We start from the raw sequence: 2,103 nt of genomic DNA, 5'->3' as shown, positions 1-2,103 counted from the left end.
GGTCTCGACCGCAAGTCTGCTATCGTTGCACTTGGTGGCGGTGTTGTTGGAGATCTTGCTGGATTTGTTGCTGCTTCATACATGAGAGGCATCAAATTCGTACAGGTTCCAACGACAATATTGGCGCATGACAGCAGTGTGGGCGGCAAAGTTGCCGTCAATCATCCGCTTGCCAAAAATATTATCGGTGCTTTTCATCAGCCTGAGCTTGTCCTGTATGATCTGAACACGCTGCAAACCCTTCCCCCAAGAGAAGTAAGCGCTGGTTTGTCGGAAGTGATCAAGCACGGACTAATTTGGGATGAATCCTTTGTCGCATGGTGTGAAGAGAATGCGGAGAAACTGCGCGCTCTTGATGCGGAAGCACTTGGTTATGCTTTGTATAAAGGCTGCAGCGTGAAGGCGGCCGTCGTATCGAAGGATGAGCGTGAAAACGATTTGAGAGCGATCTTGAATCTGGGTCATACGATTGGCCATGCCCTAGAAGCGGTAGCTGGATATGGGGAGCTGCTCCATGGGGAAGCCATTTCCATCGGGATGGTAGGCTCGGCTAAGCTGGGTATGCGATATGGTGCTCCAGAAGAGGTATATACCATAACGAAGCGCGTTCTTGCGAAAGCAGGACTGCCAGTGCGGCTCCCTGAGCATTTGGACGTAGATAAGATTATGGAAGCAATGATGCATGACAAGAAATTTGCTGAGGGTACGATGGTTTTTGTTGTGCCAACTGCAATAGGTTCAGTTGAAATAAAATCCGATGTCAGCATCCAATGGGTACGTGAGATCGTAGAGCAATTAAAGCAGGAGGTGCAACAATAATGAGTGTTAGAGGAATTCGTGGTGCTATTACTGTAGATGCTAATGAAGAACAGCCCATTTTGAATGCAACAATTGAAATGTTGAATGGAATCGTGGCCGATAATGAGATCGTGCCTGACGATATTTGCAGCGTGTTCGTGACGGTTACGAGCGATCTGGACGAGACATTCCCTGCTAGAGCTATTCGCCAAATGAAGGGCTGGGAGCTTGTTCCGCTTATGTGCGCGCTTGAAGTTCCGGTTAAAGGCAGTCTTGAGCGCTGTATTAGATTAATGGTTCTTATCAACACGGACAAGACGCAAGCGGAGATTCGTCACGTTTATTTAAACGGCGCGCAGGCGCTTCGTCCAGACTTATCTAAAGCATAAAGCTTTGACTTTAGCTCATAAAGAACAAATCCCTTTGTTGACGCATAGCTGTACGTTGTTGTATATTTAGTTACGTAAGTGAGAGTAGCAGAGTAGTTTTATGAGCTGAGTAGAGATGAGTCGAGATTAGTTGAGAGAAGCAGAGTTAGGCAATGAGAGATACGCGAGTTTGAGAAAAAGCTGAACGATCTTATGTGCAATGGCACACAGGATTGTAAAAGTGCTGCTTCAACGTATCTACACATGCGTCTTTTCCGCTTACACACTTCCGTCATCATCTAAACCAACGCTCCTGCTCTGGCAGGAGCTTTTTTTGTTTTTAATAATAGAATTTTCACTACTGAGGGAGGTTGTTCGGAATGTCAAATGAGCTGCAGCACGTCACCCGTCTTGCCAGTCAGTACAATTTAATTCCAATCGTTCGCTATATGATGGCGGACACTGAAACACCAATTCGACTATTCCAGCATTTTGCGAAAGAGGATCATGCTTTTCTGCTGGAGAGTGTCGAGGGTGGAGCGAAATGGGCGCGTTATTCGTTTATAGGAACGGACCCGTTCATGATGCTTTACGGTAAAAATGGTGAGATGGTGCTTGAACATCACGGCGTGAAGCATGTGCTTAATGACAAGCCGATTGAGCTTCTAAAAGCTCATTTGCGTTCCTTCCGCAGCCCGTCGCTGCCAGAGCTTCCTCCCTTTACAGGTGGAGCAATCGGATTTTTCGGCTATGACCTACTGCAATATTATGAGAAGCTTCCTGCCCACCGCATCGACGACTTGAATATGAATGACATGCAGTTTATGTTTTGTGATCAAATCATTGTGTTTGACCACTTTAAGCAGCAGCTGCAAATCGTTGGAAATGTTCATATCGCCGAAGGCTCTACGGATGCGGAAATCGCGAAGAGCTATGC

General features: G+C 46.6%; 2 protein-coding genes and 1 pseudogene. All 3 read left to right on the top strand.

Annotated elements, in window-relative coordinates:
- Positions 1-819: 3-dehydroquinate synthase (gene aroB, locus AC1DSE_RS34520; protein WP_477529043.1), on the top strand; the 819-nt coding region annotated here is incomplete at its 5' end.
- A complete protein-coding gene (aroH, locus tag AC1DSE_RS34515) occupies positions 819-1,187 on the top strand; it encodes a chorismate mutase (RefSeq protein ID WP_076271337.1) in 369 nt (122 codons plus the stop codon). The genes aroB and aroH, both read left to right, overlap by 1 nt.
- A 359-nt stretch (positions 1,188-1,546) precedes the next feature.
- Positions 1,547-2,103, top strand: a pseudogene (locus tag AC1DSE_RS34510) (anthranilate synthase component I); the annotation flags it as partial.

This window comes from Paenibacillus sp. 01L418, assembly GCF_056400045.1.
This window is presented reverse-complemented; position numbering and strand designations above follow the sequence as displayed.

What these genes read in the sequence shown, in the direction of transcription:
- aroH (WP_076271337.1), top strand. Translation starts at nt 819, where the DNA reads ATGAGTGTTAGAGGAATTCGTGGTGCTATTACTGTAGATGCTAATGAA.